The organism is Mycobacterium sp. DL (genome assembly GCF_039729195.1).
GTDB classification, from domain to species: Bacteria; Actinomycetota; Actinomycetes; order Mycobacteriales; family Mycobacteriaceae; genus Mycobacterium; species Mycobacterium hippocampi_A.
The window spans coordinates 817,480-836,212 of sequence record NZ_CP155796.1 but is presented as its reverse complement, the minus strand read 5'-3'; the positions used below and the strand labels follow the sequence as shown (position 1 = coordinate 836,212).

At 68.2% G+C, this 18,733-nt stretch carries 20 protein-coding genes; 12 read left to right on the top strand and 8 right to left on the bottom strand.

Annotated features, from left to right (window positions below; all coding sequences use genetic code 11):
• Positions 1–16 precede the first annotated feature (16 nt).
• From ABDC78_RS04065 to ABDC78_RS04055, 3 genes are read left to right on the top strand one after another with little or no spacing between them, the layout of a single operon-like run.
• A complete protein-coding gene (locus ABDC78_RS04065; RefSeq protein ID WP_178361463.1) occupies positions 17–901 on the top strand; it encodes an SDR family oxidoreductase in 885 nt (294 codons plus the stop codon).
• Positions 901–2,448: a long-chain-fatty-acid--CoA ligase gene (locus tag ABDC78_RS04060; protein ID WP_178361462.1), complete on the top strand. Its 1,548-nt coding sequence runs from the start codon at positions 901–903 to the stop codon at positions 2,446–2,448. Before ABDC78_RS04065 ends, ABDC78_RS04060 begins: the two co-directional genes overlap by 1 nt.
• Before the next feature lie 21 nt (positions 2,449–2,469).
• The gene (locus tag ABDC78_RS04055; RefSeq protein ID WP_178361461.1) at positions 2,470–2,856 is read left to right on the top strand and encodes a VOC family protein; all 387 of its coding nucleotides are present in this window, start codon (positions 2,470–2,472) and stop codon (positions 2,854–2,856) included.
• An 11-nt stretch (positions 2,857–2,867) separates the two neighbouring features.
• On the opposite strand, the gene ABDC78_RS04050 is transcribed toward ABDC78_RS04055, so the two are convergent.
• Positions 2,868–3,221, bottom strand: coding sequence for a hypothetical protein (locus ABDC78_RS04050; RefSeq protein WP_178361460.1), 354 nt, complete (start codon positions 3,219–3,221; stop codon positions 2,868–2,870).
• Positions 3,222–3,330: 109 nt separating this feature from the next.
• Positions 3,331–3,630 carry a DUF3349 domain-containing protein gene (locus tag ABDC78_RS04045; protein ID WP_178361459.1) on the bottom strand — a complete coding sequence of 100 codons (300 nt, stop codon included), beginning with the start codon at positions 3,628–3,630 and terminating at the stop codon, positions 3,331–3,333.
• A gap of 142 nt (positions 3,631–3,772) precedes the next feature.
• Between ABDC78_RS04045 and menE the strand changes: the two genes are divergently transcribed.
• From menE to ABDC78_RS04030, 3 genes are all read left to right on the top strand, one after another.
• Positions 3,773–4,939, top strand: coding sequence for an o-succinylbenzoate--CoA ligase (gene menE / locus ABDC78_RS04040; protein WP_178361458.1), 1,167 nt, complete (start codon positions 3,773–3,775; stop codon positions 4,937–4,939).
• A gap of 37 nt (positions 4,940–4,976) precedes the next feature.
• Positions 4,977–5,591: a pyridoxamine 5'-phosphate oxidase family protein gene (locus tag ABDC78_RS04035; protein ID WP_178361457.1), complete on the top strand. Its 615-nt coding sequence runs from the start codon at positions 4,977–4,979 to the stop codon at positions 5,589–5,591.
• Between the two features lie 112 nt (positions 5,592–5,703).
• Positions 5,704–7,050 carry a hypothetical protein gene (locus ABDC78_RS04030; protein WP_178361456.1) on the top strand — a complete coding sequence of 449 codons (1,347 nt, stop codon included), beginning with the start codon at positions 5,704–5,706 and terminating at the stop codon, positions 7,048–7,050.
• Here the strand turns inward: ABDC78_RS04030 and ABDC78_RS04025 are convergent.
• The 5 genes from ABDC78_RS04025 to ABDC78_RS04005 are packed head-to-tail and all read right to left on the bottom strand — an operon-like array spanning position 6,976 to position 10,487.
• Entirely contained in the window at positions 6,976–7,443 is a 468-nt protein-coding gene (locus tag ABDC78_RS04025; protein WP_178361455.1) for a hypothetical protein, read from the bottom strand. The genes ABDC78_RS04030 and ABDC78_RS04025 overlap by 75 nt on opposite strands.
• Complete coding sequence (locus ABDC78_RS04020; protein ID WP_178361535.1) at positions 7,443–8,498, bottom strand: molybdopterin-dependent oxidoreductase; 1,056 nt, start codon at positions 8,496–8,498, stop codon at positions 7,443–7,445. Before ABDC78_RS04020 ends, ABDC78_RS04025 begins: the two co-directional genes overlap by 1 nt.
• Before the next feature lie 41 nt (positions 8,499–8,539).
• Positions 8,540–9,169 carry a class I SAM-dependent methyltransferase gene (locus ABDC78_RS04015; RefSeq protein ID WP_178361454.1) on the bottom strand — a complete coding sequence of 210 codons (630 nt, stop codon included), beginning with the start codon at positions 9,167–9,169 and terminating at the stop codon, positions 8,540–8,542.
• Positions 9,169–9,834 (bottom strand): DUF2064 domain-containing protein, encoded by a 666-nt coding sequence (locus ABDC78_RS04010; protein ID WP_178361453.1) that lies wholly within the window; start codon positions 9,832–9,834, stop codon positions 9,169–9,171. The genes ABDC78_RS04015 and ABDC78_RS04010 overlap by 1 nt, the downstream gene beginning before the upstream one ends.
• Positions 9,831–10,487 carry a glycosyltransferase family 2 protein gene (locus ABDC78_RS04005; RefSeq protein WP_178361452.1) on the bottom strand — a complete coding sequence of 219 codons (657 nt, stop codon included), beginning with the start codon at positions 10,485–10,487 and terminating at the stop codon, positions 9,831–9,833. Before ABDC78_RS04005 ends, ABDC78_RS04010 begins: the two co-directional genes overlap by 4 nt.
• A 103-nt stretch (positions 10,488–10,590) precedes the next feature.
• Here ABDC78_RS04005 and ABDC78_RS04000 point away from each other — a divergent pair, with 103 nt between their 5' ends.
• The 6 genes from ABDC78_RS04000 (at position 10,591) to ABDC78_RS03975 (ending at position 17,617) form a co-directional block, all read left to right on the top strand.
• Positions 10,591–11,298 (top strand): response regulator transcription factor, encoded by a 708-nt coding sequence (locus ABDC78_RS04000; RefSeq protein ID WP_178361451.1) that lies wholly within the window; start codon positions 10,591–10,593, stop codon positions 11,296–11,298.
• Positions 11,285–12,310: a HAMP domain-containing sensor histidine kinase gene (locus ABDC78_RS03995; RefSeq protein WP_178361450.1), complete on the top strand. Its 1,026-nt coding sequence runs from the start codon at positions 11,285–11,287 to the stop codon at positions 12,308–12,310. Before ABDC78_RS04000 ends, ABDC78_RS03995 begins: the two co-directional genes overlap by 14 nt.
• 126 nt (positions 12,311–12,436) lie before the next feature.
• A complete protein-coding gene (locus ABDC78_RS03990; RefSeq protein WP_178361449.1) occupies positions 12,437–13,366 on the top strand; it encodes a LysR substrate-binding domain-containing protein in 930 nt (309 codons plus the stop codon).
• A gap of 123 nt (positions 13,367–13,489) precedes the next feature.
• Complete coding sequence (locus ABDC78_RS03985) at positions 13,490–14,821, top strand: MFS transporter (protein WP_256736380.1); 1,332 nt, start codon at positions 13,490–13,492, stop codon at positions 14,819–14,821.
• 27 nt (positions 14,822–14,848) lie between these two features.
• Positions 14,849–16,093, top strand: a complete 1,245-nt coding sequence (locus tag ABDC78_RS03980) for a M20 family metallo-hydrolase (protein WP_178361448.1) — start codon at positions 14,849–14,851, stop codon at positions 16,091–16,093.
• Positions 16,094–17,617 (top strand): amidase, encoded by a 1,524-nt coding sequence (locus ABDC78_RS03975; protein ID WP_178361447.1) that lies wholly within the window; start codon positions 16,094–16,096, stop codon positions 17,615–17,617.
• Here ABDC78_RS03975 and ABDC78_RS03970 read toward each other — a convergent pair.
• Positions 17,603–18,730 carry a nitronate monooxygenase gene (locus tag ABDC78_RS03970; RefSeq protein ID WP_178361446.1) on the bottom strand — a complete coding sequence of 376 codons (1,128 nt, stop codon included), beginning with the start codon at positions 18,728–18,730 and terminating at the stop codon, positions 17,603–17,605. The two genes, ABDC78_RS03975 and ABDC78_RS03970, sit on opposite strands and share 15 nt — an antisense overlap.
• Positions 18,731–18,733 lie beyond the last annotated feature (3 nt).

The following is an 18,733-nucleotide window of genomic DNA, read 5'->3' as shown; positions in this document are numbered from 1 at the left end:
GGAATACAGTTTCGGCGTGACTAGGAACCCGCTGCGGCGGTTGGCCGACCAGGTCGTGCTGACCAGCATGCGACCGCCCCTACTGCCGACGCTGCTGCAGTACCGACCCAACCGCGAGGTCGTCGACCTCGAAGGCAAGCGGATCCTGCTGACCGGCGCCTCCTCGGGCATCGGGGAAGCGGCCGCCGGCAAGCTCGCCCGCCGCGGCGCCACGGTGGTGGTGGTCGCCCGGCGCGGCGAACTGCTCGACGCCGTCGTCGCACGCATCAACGAGGCCGGCGGGGACGCCCGGGCACACGCCTGTGACCTGTCCGATCTCGGCGCGGTGGATGCACTGGTCGCAGGCGTGGAGGCCGAGCTCGGCGGGATCGACATCCTGGTCAACAACGCCGGCCGATCCATCCGCCGGCCGCTGGTCGAATCGCTGGACCGCTGGCATGACGTCGAACGCACCATGACCCTCAACTACTACTCGCCGCTGCGGCTGATCCGCGGACTTGCGCCGGGCATGCTCGCGCGCGGCGACGGCCACATCATCAACGTGTCCACCTGGGGCGTGAAAACCGAGTCGACGCCGCTGTTCGGCGCCTACAACGCGTCGAAGGCGGCGCTGTCGTCGATCAGCCGCATCATCGAAACCGAGTGGAGCGACCAGGGCGTGCACTCGACGACCCTGTACTACCCGCTGGTGAAGACCCCGATGATCGCCCCGACGCGCGCCTACGACGGATTGCCCGGGCTGTCGGCGGACGAAGCGGCCGACTGGATGGTCACCGCCGCGCGGCACCGTCCGGTCAGCATCGCGCCGCGGATCGCCGTCACCGCCCACGCGATCAACAGCATCGCCCCCGCCGCGGTCGACACGATCATGAAACGTCAACGGATGCAGCCCCGAGACTGATGACGGCCCCTGGGATCGCCGGCCTGGCCGACATCGTCCGGGTGCACGGCCGCGATCGCCCCGACACTCCCGCGCTGATCGTCGGTGAGCACACCATCACCTTCGGCGAGCTCGACGCGCGGTCCAGCCGAGCCGCGCAGGCGTTCGCCCGGGCCGGCGTCGGGTTCGGCGACCGGGTGGCGTTCATCGAGCGCAACGGCGCCGAGTTCTTCGACGTGGCTTTTGGTCTGGCCAAGCTCGGCGCGGTCGGCGTACCGGTCAACTGGCGACTGGCCGCACCCGAGATGGCGCACATCGTCAACGACTCCGGAGCCCTCCTGGTGGTGGTCGGCGAGGAGTTCTTCGGCCACGTCGAAGCCATCGAGGCCGAGCTGAGCGCCGAGGTCATCGCGATCGGGAGCCACCCTCGCTGGCCGGCGTTCGGCGACTGGGTGGCCACCCATCCCGCCGTCGACCCCGACGTTCGGACCGGGCCCGACGACCTGGTGTTCCTGATGTACACCTCGGGCACCACCGGGCTGCCGAAGGGCGTCATGCTCAGCAACACCAACTACCGCGCCAAGACCGCCGGGGTGGCCGAGCCGTGGCAGTTCAGCGCCGACGCCGTCAGCCTGGCTGTGATGCCGCTGTTCCACATGGCCGGCTCCGGATGGGCGTTCGCCGGCCTGTGGCAGGGCGCGGTGACCGTGGTGCTGCCCGATGTCGACCCGACGGCGATCCTGGACGCCATCACCCGTCACCGCGTGACGAACCTGCTGCTGGTGCCCGCCGTCATCGCGTTCCTGCTCGACACCCCGGGCGTCGAGGCATGCGACTTCTCGAATCTGCGGGTGATCGTCTATGGCGCGTCACCGATCAGCGACGACGTGCTGGTCCGCGGAATCGACCGCTTCGGCGGGGTGTTCGCTCAGGTTTACGGCATGACCGAGACGACAGGATCGATCACCCAACTCGACGGCGACGACCACCGGCCCGAACTCCTGCGTTCGTGCGGCAGGCCGTACCCCTGGGTGCAGGTTCGTGTCGTGGACGACGACGGTGCCGAGGTCGCCCACGGCGTGGTCGGCGAGCTGTGGACCCGGTCGGAGCAGAACATGGTCGGCTACTGGAACAACCCCGACGCGACCGCGGCGACACTCACCGCGGACGGGTGGTTGCGGACCGGCGACGCGGGATACGTCGACGCCGACGGCTACGTCTATCTGCAGGACCGGATCAAGGACATGATCGTCTCCGGCGGCGAGAACGTGTACCCGGTCGAGGTCGAGAACGTTCTGATGACCCATCCCGGCGTCGCCGACGCCGCCGTCATCGGGGTGCCCGACACCAGATGGGGCGAAGCGGTCAAGGCCGTCGTCGTGCCCGCCGCGGGGGCAACACTGCGCGAGGCCGACCTCATCGGGTTCGCCCGGGAGCGGCTCGGCGGATACAAACTCCCCAAGACCGTCGACTTCGTCGAGGCGCTGCCCCGCACGCCGAGCGGCAAGGTGCTCAAGCGCGCGCTCCGCGACCCGTACTGGGCAGGCACCGGCCGCCGGATCGGCTGACACCCGTGATAAACACGGTTCATGGAGATCCTGGCCAGCCGAGTGTTGTTCCGGCCGGCTGATTACCAACGGTCCCTGGAGTTCTACCGCGACGGCATCGGTCTGGCGATCGCCCGCGAGTACGGCGCGGGCACCGTCTTCTACGCCGGGCAGTCGCTGATCGAGCTCGCCGGCCACGGTGCCCCCGATGCCGGCTCCCCGCCGTTCCCCGGCGCGCTGTGGCTGCAGGTACGCGACCTCGAGGCGACACAGGCCGAGCTGCAGGGCCGCGGAGTCGACATCGCCCGTGAAGCCCGCCGCGAACCGTGGGGGCTGCACGAGATGCACGTCCTCGACCCCGACGGAGTGAAGCTGATCTTCGTGCAGATCCCTCGGGATCACCCGCTGCGCCGCGACACCCGCGACTAGATCGACGCGGGTCAGCCGACCTTGATCAGCTGCACGCCCACGACCTGGGGGCCCTTCACCATCGTCCCGGCAAGAGAATCCTTGTCGAACGACAGAATGAGGCCGGCCGTGGTGACACCGCTCCACGTATTGCCCTGCAGGCGAGCATCTGTCGACCACCCCGACGTGACGAACCGGCTGCAGTCCGGGCCGCACGGCGAGACGAACGCCCCTTCTTTGGCCCCGTTCTCGACGATCCCCGCTCCGTTCGTGACGGTGATCGAGTACATCCCCTCCAATGGTTGAGCTGCTGCCGGAGCCGCCAACGCGACGGCAGCGGCCGCCAGCATGGTGCCGGCCGCCAAACCCCGAATGACCGTGATCATGTTTCCCCCTTCGCCGTTCGACCCGATCACCACAAACTAGTGATCGACCGGCGACACTGAATCGGGGAAAACCCCCGACTTGTCAGGGTCTGGGGACGCTGCTCATCGGTCAGCGCGCGGACGCCGTCAGCGACCAGCCGACCGACGCGAGCCGCGAGGCGACCCGTTCGAACTCCTCGGTATCGGGGTCCCAGTCGGTCACCACGTGCAGCGCGGCCCGGACCTCATGGGGCGACACGGAATCCGAATCGGCGCCCCGCATCACGGCCTGCGCGACGGTGACGACGTCGTCGTCGGACAGTGACCGGGCCAGCAGTGCGAGCAACGGGAAGTAGTCCTGCTGAGGAATCCCATGCGGATAACCCTCGTTCAGCCAGGAGACGACGTTGTCGATGACGCGCGCAGCCATGCAGTCGATTCTGCGGGCCCGACGTCGCGACGGGTAGCCCGCGAACCGTCATTTCACCAGATCGGGCAAGGTCTTCATCTGCCGTTCAACCGGCGGCCGGGAGCTACTATCGTGCTGCCGAAGGTCCCGTCGGCATCGGGTGATGTGGAGGTCAGCGATAGCCATCCTTCGTCCGGTCGGCATCCCTTCCGGCGCCGCAGCACTGTCGGTGCTGCCCGTCGTCGGCGACGTTCTCGAGGGCCGCGTCTGCGTGCTGCCGGTTCCTGCTGACGACACCGATCAGACGTCGCTGCTGACACGGGCTCTGCGTGCCGGCGAGGAGATCGACGACGACGTTGCCGTGGTGCTGTCGACCTCGGGGACGACCGGAACCCCCAAAGGCGCGCTGCTGACGGGCTCGGCACTGCTGGCCAGCGCCGAAGCCACACACCACCGGCTCGGTGGGACCGGCCGCTGGCTGCTGGCGCTGCCCGCCTACCACGTGGCCGGCTTCCAGGTGCTCGTCCGCAGCGTGGTGGCGGGCACCGATCCCGTCGCGGTGCCGGCGGCCTTCGACGCAGCCGATCTGGTCGCCGCAGTCGCCTCGTTGGGCCCGGGCCGACGGTACGCATCCCTGGTGGCGGCGCAGCTGGACAAGGCGCTGCGGGATCGATCTGCCGCTGCCGCACTGGCCGAGCTGGACGCTGTGCTGATCGGGGGTGGCCCGATGCCGGCGGGCATCGCGGAAAGAGCTGCAGCCGAGGGTGTTTCGGTGGTCCGGACGTACGGGATGAGCGAGACGGCCGGGGGCTGCGTGTACGACGGCCGTCCGCTGGACGGCGTCGAGGTGACCGTGGACGCCGGGGGCCGGATCTCCCTCGGCGGCCCGACCGTCGCCGCCGGCTACCGCAACCCCGTGGTTCCCGATCCGTTCGTCGAGCCCGGCTGGTTCCGCACCGACGACGTCGGCGCGATCGACGACTCGGGAATCCTGTCGATCCTCGGCCGCGTCGACGATGCGATCAGCACTGGCGGGCTCACCGTGCTGCCCGGGTTGGTCGAGGCTGCGCTGGCGACCCATCCCGCGGTGGCCGAGTGCGCGGTGTTCGGTGTCGCCGACGAACGGCTCGGCCAGCGGGTGGTGGCCGCCGTCGTACTCGAGCCTGCCACGACGATCACAGTGGCCCAGCTGCGTTCTCACGTCTCCGGTTCGCTGCCGTCGACCGCCGCACCACGCGAGGTGCACATCGTCGACACGCTGCCGCGCAAAGGCATCGGCAAGGTCGACCGTCGGGAGCTCATGCGGATGTTCGGCTCGGCGCCCCGGTAGCTCCCCCACGCCCGGCGCCGTCGCGCATGATGGTGGCATGAGCCGAGAAGTGACTTCTGTCGACGAGCTCCGCGAGATCGTCGGGTATCCGAAACCCTATGTGGCGAACAAGGTGGGTGACCGCCTGTCCGCCGTCCATCAGCACTGGCTCGCACATTCGCCGCTGGGGTTCGTCGCGACCACCGATGCGCGCGGTCGCGTCGACGTCTCCCCGAAGGGCGACCCGGCAGGTTTTGTGCACATCCTCGACGAGACGACGATCGCGATCCCGGAACGGCCGGGCAACAAACGGGTGGACGGCTACCTCAACGTGCTGGAACGCCCACATGTCGGGACGCTCTTTGTCATTCCCGGACGCGGCGACACGATGCGGATCAACGGGACTGCCCGCATCTTCGCCGACGCCGACTACTTCGATGAGATGGCGATACAGGGCAAGCGCCCCATTCTGGCCCTGCAGATCGACGTCGAGGAGGTGTTCTTCCACTGCGCCAAGGCCTTCCTGAGGTCAGACGCGTGGCGGCCGGAGACCTGGACCCCGGAAGCGGTCCCGAGCGTCGCGCAACTGGCCCAAGCGATGCGCGTCGACATGAGCCTCGACGAGCTCGAGAAGTACTACGCCGAGGAGAACCTCCGCAAGATTCTGTACTGAGCGTGCGCCTGGAGGGCAGTTCCGTTCACCTCGCGGGCGCCGAGCGCGCACCTTTGCACAGCTAGACGCGGTGGGTTGTGTGCAGACACGCGCTCTCGCGCAAGATAGAGGGATGCGCAAAGAGGCGGTCGCGGTCAGCGCCGCCGTGGTTCTTGTGGTGGCGGCGTTTGTCGTCCCCCACCTCGACCTCGGCATCGTCACCCCACTGATCAACGCCACCCCCGAACGGTTCCGGACCTTCGCCGGCGTCGCACCGATCTTCGGCTGGTGGACTCCACACGTCGGACCGGGGACCATCCCCGCGATCATGATTGCCGCCGCCGCGGTGCTGTGGGGTCCGTCGCTGGCGCAGCGGCTGCCCTGGCGGGCGCTGCCGTGGGCAGTCTGGGCGGTGTCCTGCGTGTGGGCCTTCTCGCTGGCCATGATCGACGGCTGGGACCGCGGCTTCGCCGGCAGGCTCACCGCCCGCCACGAGTACCTGCGCCAGGTACCGGGCATCACCGACATCCCCGAAACCGTCCGCACGTTCTCCAGCAGAATCCTCGACTACCAACCGGATTCCTGGATCACCCACGTCTCCGGACATCCCCCCGGCGCGCTGCTGTCCTTCGTCTGGCTGGACCGCATCGGGTTGAGCGGAGGGGCCTGGGCGGGACTGCTGTGTCTGCTGGCCGGCTCGAGCGTGGCGGCCGCGATCGTCGTCGCGGTCCGCGCGCTGGCCGACGAGTACACCGCCCGATCGGCGGCTCCGTTCGTGGCGGTCGCGCCGACCGCCATCTGGGTCGCGGTGTCCGCCGACGGCTATTTCGCCGGCGTCGCGGCCTGGGGAATCACCCTGCTGGCGCTGGCGGTCACCAGGTCCACCCGCCTACCGATGGCGGCGGCCGTGGGCGCCGGACTGCTCCTGGGTTGGGGGATCTTCCTCAACTACGGTCTGGGACTGATGGTTCTGCCCGCGCTCGCGGTGCTTCTCAGCGCGACCACCTGGCGCGCCGCACTGAGCACCCTGGTGCCCGCGGTGCTCGCCGCGCTGGCAGTCGCCGCGGTGTTCCTGGCCGCCGGTTTCTGGTGGTTCGACGGATACCTATTGGTACAGGAACGCTACTGGCAGGGCATCGCCAGCGACCGCCCCTTCCAGTACTGGGGCTGGGCCAACTTCGCGTCGGTGGTGTGCGCCATCGGCATCGGCAGCGTGGCGGGAATCGGTCGGGCCCTCGACATCGCGGCGATCCGGCGGCGGTCCGGACTGCACCTGCTGATCCTGGGCGCGCTGCTGGCGATCGTGTTCGCCGACCTGTCACGGCTGAGCAAGGCCGAGACCGAACGCATCTGGCTGCCGTTCACCATGTGGCTGGTGGCCGCCGCGGCGCTTCTCCCGCGGCCGTCACACCGATGGTGGTTGGCGCTCAACGTCATCGGCGCCCTGACGCTCAACCACCTGATCCTGACGAACTGGTAGTCGCCGGGCCACGAGGTAGTACAGCGGTACGCAGATCCACACCGCCGCGATCACGATCCACAGACCCAGTGCGTAGTCGCGGTCGAGCACCGTCGGGTTGTCGGGGCGTGCACCCGGCTTGGTGTACACCGGAATCGCCAACACCACCAGAACCACACTGCACAGCGCGGCCACCGCAGCGGGCGCCTGCCAGCGCACCGGGATCAGGGCCCGGCCCGCAAGCCCGACCGCGGCGCACAGTGGCGCGAACACGAAGTCGTGGACGATGACACCGACCGCCGTCCACACCGCGATCCGCACCAGCACCGTGGGCGAGAAGTCCCACAGCAGTACCGCACCGTAGGCACCGATGGCGACTCCGGCGACGACCAGGAGCACCCGCAACGCGGACATCAGACGACCTCGATCCGGGTCAACCACTTCGTCTGCAGCACACCGGGTCTCGTCGGCGCGATGAGGCGGCACGGATACCCGTGGTCGAGGTTGAGGGTCTCGCCGTTGATCTTCAGCGCGATCAACGTCATGTCGTCACGGGCATGGCGGGCCGGCAGCACCGTCCGGGAGTACGGACCCGGAGGTTCCAGCGAGATCATCCGCACGTCGGAATCGGCCGACGCCCCCACCGTGGCGATCAGGTCCGCCAGCACCACACCGGTCCACTCCGCGGAGGCACTCCACCCCTCCACACAGGCGATCGGCAGCCGGTGGGTGGTCTGCGGCATCGCCTGCAGGTCGGCGACCGTGAAGGTCTGGGTACGGTCGCCGTGGGCGACCGTCAACCGGTAGTCCGGCGAGCTCGCCGCGCGCGTCACCCCGGCGGCGATCGCCGACCGATTGATCGGAACACCCTGGGGCCCTTCGCCGGTTCGCGGGGCGAGCACCGACACGCGGCGCAGCAGCGGCACCGTCTGCCCGACGGTGACCACCGTCGCCAACCCCACGGCCACCCAGGTGCCGCGCAGCACGGTACGCCGGGACGGACCGATCGCCCCGCCCTGGGCGACATCGGATATCGGCTCGCTGAGCGCCTGGCGGATCACCGGCAACTTGACGCCGATGTGCACGATGACGGCGCCGATCGCCACATAGGACATCGCGTAATGGGCTGTGGTGAAGAAGAACTCGAACGCGTACCACTGCGCGATGTTGAGCAGGCCGGTGCTGAGCTGGAACAGCATCGAACCGACCAGTACCAGGATCGACAGCCGCTCGATCTGGCGGACGACGCCACCGATCAGCGGACGCTCGAACAGCTTCGGCCACACCGACCACAGCTTGACGATGAGCAACGGGATCGCGGCGATCCCCGTGGCGACGTGCAACCCCTGGGTGAACCGGTACAGCCCGACCGGCCGCGTAGGCCACCAGAACCAGGGCTGCGGGTGCTGGATGAAGTGACTCATCAGGCCGGTGACGAAGCAGACCGCAACCGTGACACCCAGCGCCATCCCGACCCGAGCGGTGACCGCGGTACCGCGAAGGGACGTGGTCACGTCGCGGCCAGGGTGGCGACCACCCTGCTGCCGATACGGTGGATGTCGGCCACCGCCAGCCCGACCTCGACGGCCAGCGAGGGGACGCAGTCGATTCCCACCGAGGCCCAGCGAAACCACGGGCCGATCGTGCGCGACGACTCCAAGCGCACCCAGCCGACGTCGATACCCGTAGTGGTCGAGTCGAATTCGGCGACGCAGTGACCACCGGAGCGCAACAGCTCGGCGGCTCGTCGCAGCACCCGGCGCGGGTCGCCGCCCACCCCGACATTGCCGTCTGCCAGCAGCACCGTCTGCCAGCGCCCGGTGGCCGGGAGAGGTTCGAACATGTCCCGCCGCAACGCCGGAGCGCCACTGCTGCGGGCCAGCTTCACCGCCGTCGCCGACAGATCCACCCCCAGAGCCGGAACACCGCGCTGCACCAGGTGCGCGACCAGTCGCCCAGGGCCGCAACCCAAATCGATCGTCGGCCCCTCACACATGCCGACCACCGCATTGTCGAACCGGGCGTCGGCGTGGCGCCCACCCAGCCAACTGCGCACGGGGAGCTTCTTGACCCGGCCGTCGTCGTGGCGAATCCAACATCGCTCGCCATCGAGCGCCTGGTCGTACAGCTGTCCGAACATCAGACCCCCTGGGTGGCGGTGATCCGGCTGAACCGGGATCCGGGCGGACAGGCGCGGCGTACCTCGACGACATCGTCGAGGGTGTCGACGTCGGCGAGCTCACAGAGAAGTTCCACATGCCTGACCGTGTGCCGCAGGGCCGCCAGCGTTACAGCGCCCGTATCGGGCGCCGACATCGGCACCTCGCGCAGGCAGTCGGCCGTCGCGGCGTCGGTGACACCCAGCACCCACCAACCGCCGTCGCGGGCCATGCCGAGAACGGTGTGGTGGTCGGCGAGCGACTGCGCACACCGACCGATCAGCTCCGGGCTCACCTGGGGGGTGTCCATGCCGATCTGCAGCACGGGCAGCCCGCCGGTTGCCGCGGCCGCGTCCAGATGCGCGTTGGCGAGCCGGTCGGCGAAGCCCTCACCGCGTTGGGTGACGACGATGAAATCCGCCAGCCGGGAACGGATCTCGTGCGCCCGCTTGGCGTCATCGAGGTTCCCGGTCAGGGCGACCACCCTCGCGGCCACCGGGGCGTCGGCAACCGCGTCGAGAGTGTCGAGCAGCGCAGCTGCGGCGATCTCGGCGGCCACGTCGTCACCCACCCCGGCCGCCAGGCGGGTTTTGGCCAGACCCGGCACCGGCGCCTTGGCGACCACCAGCACGCTCACCGGTATCACGAGATGACCCGCCAGAAATCCCATGCGGCGGTGGCGCTGCCGCGGACCGAGCCGCTGACCTTGGACTTGCCGCCGGTGCGGGGCCCGTACGCCACATCGTGTTCGGTGACCGACCACCCCGCCTGCGCGGCGCGCACCAGCAGCTCGAGCGGATAGCCCGAGCGCCGGTCGGCCACCCCCAGCGCCAGCAGCGCGTCGCGTCGTGCCACCCGCATCGGGGCGATGTCGTGCACCTGCAGACCGTGCCGCGTCCGCAGCCGCCAGCACACCGCCGCCGTACCGAGTCGGGCGTGCCAGGGCCATTTCAGGCCGGGGCGGGCGCGCCGCCGCCCGATCGCCATGTCGGCGCCACGTTCGACGTCGTCGACCAGAGCCGGAAGCTCCGCGGGATCCAGAGAGCCGTCGCCGTCGAGAACCGCGACGATCGGCGTCGTCGCCGCGACCACCCCGGCGTGTACCGCGGCACCGTATCCAGGCCTGCTCTCGGCGACCACCTGGGCGCCGTGCCGACGCGCCACGTCCGCCGTGTCGTCGGTGCTGTTGTTGTCCACCACGAGAGCTCTATACCCAGTCGGCAGGGCCGCCAGCACTCCGGGCAAAGACGCAGCCTCGTCTAGACACGGCAGCACCACCGTGACAGGACAGTCGGGCATATCCGCATACGCTAGGCGAAATGCCCAGGTCGCGCGAGTTTCAAGGCTGACGAATCGGTGACGTCGGCGCTGGTAGCGGCGGTTTGGGGCTAGCCTCGGTGTGGTGACCCGTGTCCTGATTGCCGACGACGACGACGTCGTCCGCGACGTCGTGCGCCGATACCTGGAGCGTGACGGACTCGACGTGTCGATCGCTCACGACGGCAACGAAGCCTTACGACTGCTCGGTTCGCAGCGCATCGACGTTGCGGTTCTGGACGTGATGATGCCGGGGCCGGACGGGTTGTCGTTGTGCCGCAGCCTGCGTCGGGGAGGTGACTACACCGTGCCGGTGATCCTGCTGACCGCGCTCGGCGAGGAAGAGGACCGCATCGCCGGACTCGAGGCGGGCGCCGACGACTACCTGACCAAGCCGTTCAGCCCGCGTGAGCTCGCGCTGCGGGTCCGCTCGGTGTTGCGGCGCTCCCCCACACCCGGCGGCGTGCTCCCCATCGACGTGAACTCCGGCGAGCTCACGGTCTCGACTGCGTCGCGCACCGTCACGGTCGCCGGCAGGCCGGTGAACCTCACCAACCGCGAGTTCGACCTGCTGTTGTTCTTCCTCACCCACACCGACACCGTCTTCACCAGGGAAGACCTGCTCAGACAGGTGTGGCGCTGGGACTTCGGGGACCTGTCGACGGTGACAGTGCACGTCAAGCGGTTGCGCTCCAAACTCGGCGAGCGACATCGGGTGCAGACAGTGTGGGGTCGCGGCTACATGTGGACCTCCGACCACGCGGCGGTAGGGAGGTCGGATGCCCACGGCTGATCTCTGGGAGATAGTCGGATGGGCGCTGGCCTGCTCGGTACCTGTGGTCCTGATCGGTGCCGCGATCATCCGGCTGGCGCGGTCCTGGTCGCTGGCCGTCAGCATGGTGACGCTCGTGCTGATCCCGGTGCTCGCAACCTTCACCGGGGTGTTGGGCGCCAGCGGGTTCATGGTCACCGGAACCTTCGAACAGACCGCCGTCGTGCTGGTGATCGTCTCGATCGTGACGATCCCGGCCGCCGTGATGCTGGGCCGCTACCAGGCCCGGCGCACCGTCTGGGAAGCCGAGATCCGCGACTCAGAACGCGCCGCCGAACAGTCGCGGCGCCGACTGGTGGCGTTCGTCAGCCACGATCTGCGAACCCCGCTGGCGGGCATCCGCGCTGTCTCCGAGGCGATCGCCGACGGCGTGGTTCCCGACGACGAGGTGAAGGTGCACGCCAAGCACATCGAGCACGAGTCGGTCCGACTGTCCGAGATGGTCGACGACCTGTTCGAGATGTCGAAGATCAATGCCGGCGCGCTGACCCCGTCGTTCGAGAAGGTCGCGCTCGACGAGGTGGTCGACGACGTGCTCGCCGCGCACCGGATCGCCGCCGAGCGCGCCGGGGTGAGGCTGCGGGCCGACCTGCCCGAGCAGCCGGTGCGGGTGGTCGGCAGTGACCGCGCGTTGGTCAGGGTGTTGTCGAACCTGGTGGCCAATGCGATTGCGCACACGCCCGAGGGTGGCAGCGTCGAGTTGGCGCTGGGCTCAGACGAGAACAGCGCGTGGGCCCGCGTCGACGACACCGGCGTCGGCATCGACGAGGCGGACCTGCCGAGGGTGTTCGACGTCGCCTATCGCGGGTCCAACAGCCGGGTGCCGCGCACCGATTCGTCGCTGCCGAGCGGGTCGGGTCTCGGGTTGGCGATCGCCGCCGGACTCGTTCAGGCCCACCGCGGCACGCTGTCGGCGCACAATCTGCCGACCGGCGCCCGCTTCGAGGTCCGCCTGCCGCTCGCCAGCGACTGAACCAGGTTGCCGCGGAATAGCATTCCGGGTCGTGATCGCCCTGGTCATCGCAGCCAGGAATGCTATTCCGCGGGCGCGTGACGTGAGCCCGTATGGGGCCGGCTGTCAGCGGAGGATGATGCTGTCATGGCGAAGTCGTTCACGCTGGTACAGCTGAAGTACTTCACGGTCGTCGCGCGGCTGGAGAACATGCGTGCGGCCGCGTTCGAGCTCGACGTCACCCAGTCCACGCTGTCGGCGGCCATCCACAAGCTGGAGCGCGAGGTGGGGGCGAAGCTGTTCCACCGCCGGTCCAACCGCGGCCTCCGCCTGACCGCGGAAGGGCGGCGTCTACTGATGGGGGCCAGAACGGTCCTCGAAGATGCCGACCAGCTCTACCGCTCGGTGCGCGCCGAGCGCGAGGAACTGGCGGGCGATCTGGTCGCGGGAATCTTCTCGCCGATCGCTCCCTTTCTCGCACCGAGGATCCTCACGGCATTCCAGCATCAGCATCCGGCGATCAGACTCAGCTTTCTCGAAGCCGACCAGGAGACGCTCATGCGATCCCTGGCCGAGGGAACCTGCGAGACCGCGCTGATGTACGACCTCGGGTTGAGTACGAGCTACGAATATCGGGTGCTGCGGCGAGTCCCCCCGCACCTGCTGGTTTCGGAGAATCACCCGCGTGCACGCCATCCGGACGTCCCCGTGCACCTGCGCGAATTCGAGGACGAGCCGTTCGTGCTGCTCGACCTGAAACACAGCCGGGAGTACTACCTCGACATCTTCAAGCGATTGGGACTGCGTCCGCGCATCCGGCATCTGGTGTCCGGCTACGAGACGGTGCGGTCGTACGTCAGCATGGGACATGGCTATTCGCTGCTGAATTGGCGGTTGGCGGGCGATGTGACGTACGCGGGGGGACGGGTCGTTCCGCTGGAACTGGCCGATCAACTGGCGCCGATCGAACTGGTCCTGGTGCGGTTGCGGGGTGCGCGGACGACGCGGAAATCGATCGCATTCCAAGAAATCTGCTCGACCCTGCACAGCGCCGATAGCGGCTCCACGCTCTTCTGATCGATTATTTCGAACGGTGCGTGCGATCTATTTTGTTGGACTCGTTCGGCCGTCTTCACCAGACTTCAGTGATGTGATCCCCGTCTCGTCCGACCCTGCAGCATCACTGAGAAGAGAGCTCCCATGACAACGCAGGACCACGTTGTTCCGCCCGACCCCGAGTCCACGGACCAGTCCACACGTAGCACCGGGATGCAGAAACGGGTCCTGGCCGGCGGCAGCGTCGGCCAGTTCATCGAGTTCTACGACTTCACTCTCTACGGATTGTCGGCAGTCACTCTCTCGCAGCTCTTCTTCCCCGGAGAGAACGCGCTGGCCGGCCTGCTCGCCACCTTCGCGACCTTCGGCGTCGCCTTCCTGGTGCGTCCTCTGGGTGGCCTGTTCTTCGGCGCGGTCGGTGATCGCATCGGCCGCCGCAAGGTCCTGTTCGTCACGTTGATGCTGATCGGCCTCGCCACCACTCTGATCGGATTGTTGCCCACCTACGAGACGATCGGGGTGTTCGCGCCCATCCTGTTGGTTTTGTGCAGGTTGATCCAGGGCTTCTCCGCCGGGGGCGAATCCGTCGGCGCCCCGGCCTTCGTCTTCGAGCACGCGCCGCTGGAACGACGCGGCTTCTGGATCAACGTGACCTTGGCGGCGACCGCGCTGCCATCGGTGATCGGCGGAACGCTGATCCTCGTGCTGTCGTCCACGATGACGCCGGAGGCGTTCGACTCCTACGGCTGGCGCATCCCCTTCCTCCTCGCTTTACCGCTTGCCTTCTTCGGACTGTGGATCCGCGCCAAGACCGAGGAGTCCGAGGCGTTCAAGCAGGTGCTCCGCAAGCATGAGCACAAGGAGTACAGCCCCATCCGTAAGGCGTTCCGCGAGAACAGGGTTCGGATGCTGCAGGTCATCTGTGTGATGGCACTGACCGCTATGGGCTTCTACTTTCTCTCCGGCTACTTCGTGTCCTACGTCCAGGTGACCGGCGACCTCAGCCGCGAGGCATCGCTGGGCGCCAATGCGGTCGCGATGGCGTTGTACGCCGTACTCCTTCCCATCGGCGGAATGATCGGCGACCGCGTCGGCCGCAAGCCGATGCTCATCACCGGCGCAGTCGCTCTGGCGGTGCTGTCGATTCCCTGCTTCATGCTCGTGACCAGCGGGTCGCTGGGCCTCGCGATCCTCGGCCAGCTGTTGTTCGTGATCCCCATGTGTGTTTACGGGGGCGGTTGCTACACGTTCTTCGTCGAGATCTTCACGACCGAAACCCGTTTCACGTCGGCGGCGATCAGCTACAACGTCGCCTACGCAGCCTTCGGCGGCACCGCGCCGTTCATCGGAACCATGCTGGTGTCCAGCACCGGAAAAGACTCTGCACCGGGCTTCTACATGGCCGCTGCCGCGGCCATCGTCGCCCTCTTCCTGGTGTTCACCAACGTCCCCGAGACCCGCCACCGCGTCAGCTGATCGCTTCCGACACAAAGGAGTTCCATCATGGGTGCTTCCCAGTTCCTCACCGACTTCCACCACGTGGCCACTTTCGGTGCGACCGCCAACGACGGTGTGGACCGCCAGGCCGCGACCGCCGAGGACAAACTCAGCCGTGACTGGTTCGCCGCTTTCGCCGCTGCGCGCGGCTGGGAGTTGCGGGTGGACGCCATCGGCAACATGTTCGCCCTCATCGAATTCAAGCCCGGTGCGCCATACGTGCTCATCGGTTCACACCTCGACTCCCAGCCGCTGGGCGGCCGCTTTGACGGCGCTTACGGCGTCATCGCCGCACTGCACGCCGCGGAGCGCGTAGCCGCGCGGGTCGCCGAGGACGGTGCCCGGGTCGAGTTCAACATCGGGGTCGTCAACTGGTTCAACGAGGAGGGCGGCCGCTTCCCCCCGTCGATCATGGGATCGTCGGTGTTCGCCGGTCTGATGGATGAGGGTGAGGTTCTGCAGGTGCGGGATCTGGCCGGAGTCTCGGTGGCCGAGGCCCTCGACGCGATCGGCTACCGTGGCGCTGATCCGCGTCCCGCGGTCGCCGGATACGCCGAAATCCACATCGAGCAGGGACGCATCCTGGAGCGCGAGGGCATCAACCTGGGTGCGGTGGACTACTCCTGGTACACCCAGAAACTCGACATCGAGGTGCTCGGTGAGCAGTCGCACACGGGCGCCACCGCGATGGCCGATCGCCACGACGCGCTGGTCGCCGCCAGCAAGGTCGTGTTGCTGGTCCATGACGTGACCACGAAGTTCGACGACGAGGCCATCGTCTCGTCGGTCGGCCGATTCACGGTGGAACCCAATTCGCCGATCGTGGTGGCCCGCCGTGTGCATCTCGTCGCCGACCTGCGTTCGGAATCACCCGAGATCGTCGCCGCAGCACGAGCCAGCCTGCTCGATGACATCGCTGCTGTCGCCGCGGATCACGACATCACGATCAACGTCCGCGATTTTGATGTCCGCGACATCCAGGCCTTCCCGCAGGCCGGTGTCGACCTGACCGGAAAGGTCGCGGCCGACCTGGGGTTGAGCGTGCGGCCCATTCGCACCATGGCCGGGCACGACTCGGTGCCGATGAACCGGATCGTGCCCACCGTCATGATGTTCATCCCGTCGGTGGACGGCGTGAGCCATTGTGAGCGGGAGTTCAGCACCGATGAGGACATGGTCGCCGGTGTCGACGCGTTGACCAACGTGGCATGGGAGATGGTCAACGGGGCCCTCTCGGAGTCGGCCGCCTAGATGGACTCCACCTCAACCGAACTGGCCTTCGTCGGCACCTCCGACATGCTGGCGGCGTTCCGAAGGCTCGAGTTGTCACCGCTCGAAGTGCTCGACGCCCAGATCGCACGGATCGAAGCCCACAACGGGGACACCGCGACCGGGATCAACGCGTTCGCCGAGACGCTGTTCGAGGACGCCAGGCACGCGGCCCGCCATGCCGCCGACGTCTACGCCCGATGCGCGGCCGACGGCGAACAACCACCAGCCCTGCTGGGGGTGCCGGTGGCAGCCAAGGAGAAGCACGGCATCGCCGGACTGAGCCTGACACAGGGGTTGACGGCGAAGCGAGGGCAAGTGGCCGACCGCGACCACCCGGTGATCGAGCGGATCAGGGCGGCCGGCGGAATCATCCACGCGCGCACCACAAGCCCAGAGTTCAGCTGTGCCACAGTCACCCATTCGCCGATGTGGGGTATCACCCGCAACCCGTGGAATCTCCAGACCTCCCCCGGCGGTTCGTCAGGCGGCGCAGGCGCTGCTCTGGCCGCGGGATTCACCACCTTGGCCACCGCGTCCGACATCGCCGGCTCCACGCGCATCCCCGCCGGGTTCACCGGCACGGTCGGCTACAAGGCACCATTCGGACGGATTCCGGGAGAGCCGCCGCTGTCGGCGGACTGGTACCGCGGAGACGGCCCCATGGGGCGCTCGGTCGCCGACGCAGCTCTGCTGTCGTCGGTGATGTCGGGCCGGCATCCCGTCGATCACAACTCGTGGGGCGGCAACGGTCAGCCCATCCCGCTCGACGGCGGGGTCGACGGCCTGCGCATCGGTCTCTCCCTCCGGCTCGGCGACTTTCCCGTCGCCCCGGAGGTCCTCGAGAACACTCGAGCGGTCGCAGATGCCCTCTCCCGAGCCGGCGCCGAGGTCGTCGAGGTGGACCTGCCGTGGACGACCGAGCTGATCAGGGAGACGATCTTCGCCCATTTCGGGCAGATCCTGGCACCGGCGGTGATTCGCGAGACAGCAGGCACCGAGGACCAACTGTCGGCCTACATGCGGCGGTTCATCGCCGATTCGACTGCCGCGGCGCAGCGCCGTTCGCTGGTCGAATCACTGGCCATGGATGCCCGGATGCAGGCCGACCTGGCAGCGGCGATGAGTGGCGTAGACGTGCTGTTGTGCCCCACCTCGGCGGTGACGTCACTCCGGGCCGACGGTGACTATCTCGATGGGATCGACACTCCCAGTGGACATCTCGAGCACTACTGGGAAGGGCACATGACGAGTCCGTTCAACGTCGCCAACCATCACCCTGCGCTTTCGGTGCCCAGCGGCCTCTCCCTCGAGGGAGTACCGACGGGTGTGCAGGTGGTAGGCCACCCGCGCGACGAGGTGATGACCTTCCGGGTGGCCCAGGCCGTCGAGACGCTTGTCGACTTCGCCGCGCCGCGGAATAGCATTCCGGGTCGTGATCGCCCTGCAGATCGCAGCCAGGAATGCTATTCCGCGGGCGGGCGCGTGACCTCAGCCGGGCAGTGAGCTGTTGAGGCGCTCCGCGGCGGCCAGGTAGTCCTCGATGAACTCCCGCACCACCTCGCGGGCCGGCTTCACCTTGTTCATCAGCCCGACGCCCTGCCCGACAAAATAGGTCGCCAAAGCCTGAGCACCCTCGTGCCCCTGTGAGGCCAGCACGTCGATCCGGCGGATCACCGGCTCGCACAGCATCGACTGCAGCGGCAACGGCAGCGGCTGGTGCCCGCCGGCGTTGGGGGTCCAGGCGTTCGTCCAGTCGGATACCAACTGTCGCGACGGCTTGCCCGTGCGGCCCGCCGAGCGAACCGTGTCGCGGGAGGAGGCGGCCAGCATCTTGGCCACCGTGTGCGGCGCGGTCTCGGCCTCCTCGGTGGTCAACCACACCGATCCGGTCCAGGCGCCGGCCGCACCCATCGCGACCATGCCCGCCATCTGCCGGCCGGTGACGATGCCGCCCGCGGCGAGCACGGGTGTCGACGCACCCATCTCGTCGATCGCTTCCAGCACCTCGGGCACCACCACCAGCGTGCTGACCTCACCGCAGTGCCCGCCGGCCTCGGTGCCCTGGGCGACGATCAGGTCCACCCCGGCGGCGACCTGCTTGACCGCGTGTTCCTTGGCCCCGACGAGGGCGGCCACCGGGATGCCGCGTTCCTTTCCCGCTTCGATCATGTAGTCCGGCGGGACGCCGAGCGCGTTGGCGATCAGCTTGACCGGATGGGTGAGCGCCACATCGAGCAGCTCCCGCCCGGTGTTTCCGGACAGCAGCGCGCTACCGAGACGCCTGCCGGGCTCCGGTTCGATGCCGTGTGCGGCCAGCAACTCGTCGACGAGATCGCGGTAGCCCTGCGGAATCCGTTCAGCCAGATCGGAACTGGAGAGCTTCTCCCCCTTGCCCTCGAACTTGGCCGGGACGATCAGGTCCACTCCGTACGGCTTGCCGCCGACAGCGTCGTCGATCCAGGCCAGCTCCTGATCCAACTGGGCGGGCGTGTACGCGGTGGCGCCCAGCACCCCGAATCCGCCGGCGTTGGTGACCGCGGCGACGACGTCGCGGCAGTGGCTGAACGCGAAGAGCGGGAAATCGATACCGAAGTCGGTGCAGATGTTCGAGGTCACGAC

Coding starts and splice junctions, on each gene's coding strand:
- ABDC78_RS03985 (WP_256736380.1), top strand. CDS start 13,490: ATGACAACGCAGGACCACGTTGTTCCGCCCGACCCCGAGTCCACGGAC.
- ABDC78_RS04050 (WP_178361460.1), bottom strand. CDS start 3,221: ATGATCACGGTCATTCGGGGTTTGGCGGCCGGCACCATGCTGGCGGCC.
- ABDC78_RS03975 (WP_178361447.1), top strand. CDS start 16,094: ATGGACTCCACCTCAACCGAACTGGCCTTCGTCGGCACCTCCGACATG.
- ABDC78_RS04030 (WP_178361456.1), top strand. CDS start 5,704: ATGCGCAAAGAGGCGGTCGCGGTCAGCGCCGCCGTGGTTCTTGTGGTG.
- ABDC78_RS04055 (WP_178361461.1), top strand. CDS start 2,470: ATGGAGATCCTGGCCAGCCGAGTGTTGTTCCGGCCGGCTGATTACCAA.
- ABDC78_RS04060 (WP_178361462.1), top strand. CDS start 901: ATGACGGCCCCTGGGATCGCCGGCCTGGCCGACATCGTCCGGGTGCAC.
- ABDC78_RS04025 (WP_178361455.1), bottom strand. CDS start 7,443: ATGTCCGCGTTGCGGGTGCTCCTGGTCGTCGCCGGAGTCGCCATCGGT.
- ABDC78_RS03990 (WP_178361449.1), top strand. CDS start 12,437: ATGGCGAAGTCGTTCACGCTGGTACAGCTGAAGTACTTCACGGTCGTC.
- ABDC78_RS04035 (WP_178361457.1), top strand. CDS start 4,977: ATGAGCCGAGAAGTGACTTCTGTCGACGAGCTCCGCGAGATCGTCGGG.
- ABDC78_RS04015 (WP_178361454.1), bottom strand. CDS start 9,169: ATGTTCGGACAGCTGTACGACCAGGCGCTCGATGGCGAGCGATGTTGG.
- ABDC78_RS04020 (WP_178361535.1), bottom strand. CDS start 8,498: ATGGCGCTGGGTGTCACGGTTGCGGTCTGCTTCGTCACCGGCCTGATG.
- menE (WP_178361458.1), top strand. CDS start 3,773: ATGTGGAGGTCAGCGATAGCCATCCTTCGTCCGGTCGGCATCCCTTCC.
- ABDC78_RS04045 (WP_178361459.1), bottom strand. CDS start 3,630: ATGGCTGCGCGCGTCATCGACAACGTCGTCTCCTGGCTGAACGAGGGT.
- ABDC78_RS03980 (WP_178361448.1), top strand. CDS start 14,849: ATGGGTGCTTCCCAGTTCCTCACCGACTTCCACCACGTGGCCACTTTC.
- ABDC78_RS04005 (WP_178361452.1), bottom strand. CDS start 10,487: ATGCCCGACTGTCCTGTCACGGTGGTGCTGCCGTGTCTAGACGAGGCT.
- ABDC78_RS03995 (WP_178361450.1), top strand. CDS start 11,285: ATGCCCACGGCTGATCTCTGGGAGATAGTCGGATGGGCGCTGGCCTGC.